The 260-nt window shown below is 49.6% G+C and carries 1 protein-coding gene; it reads right to left on the minus strand.

Annotated features, from left to right (window positions below; genetic code table 11):
- The coding region (locus tag AAEZ02_RS22820) for an amidohydrolase family protein (RefSeq protein WP_351125384.1) at positions 1–260 on the minus strand (260 nt) is incomplete at both ends.

Consider the following 260-nt stretch of genomic DNA (forward strand, 5'->3'; position numbering starts at 1 on the left):
TGCATGCAATCCAAAAAATGGGTTGGGCGATTCAATAGGGAAGTCTGAACCATTGGCGATGACGGCATTAGCGTTTAACAGCTTGCGCCACGCATAAGCACCGGCCAAGCGGGCTTTACCTAAACGGTTTTCGGCCATATTTTTGTCGCTGGTGGCGTGGGTTGCTTGAATCGATGCGATAACCCCAAGTTGGGCAAAGCGCGGTATGTCGGCTAAATCGAGAATTTGTGCATGTTCAATGCGATGGCGTAATGCTTTTG

The organism is Shewanella sp. T24-MNA-CIBAN-0130 (assembly GCF_040310185.1).
GTDB classification, from domain to species: Bacteria; Pseudomonadota; Gammaproteobacteria; order Enterobacterales; family Shewanellaceae; genus Shewanella; species Shewanella psychromarinicola.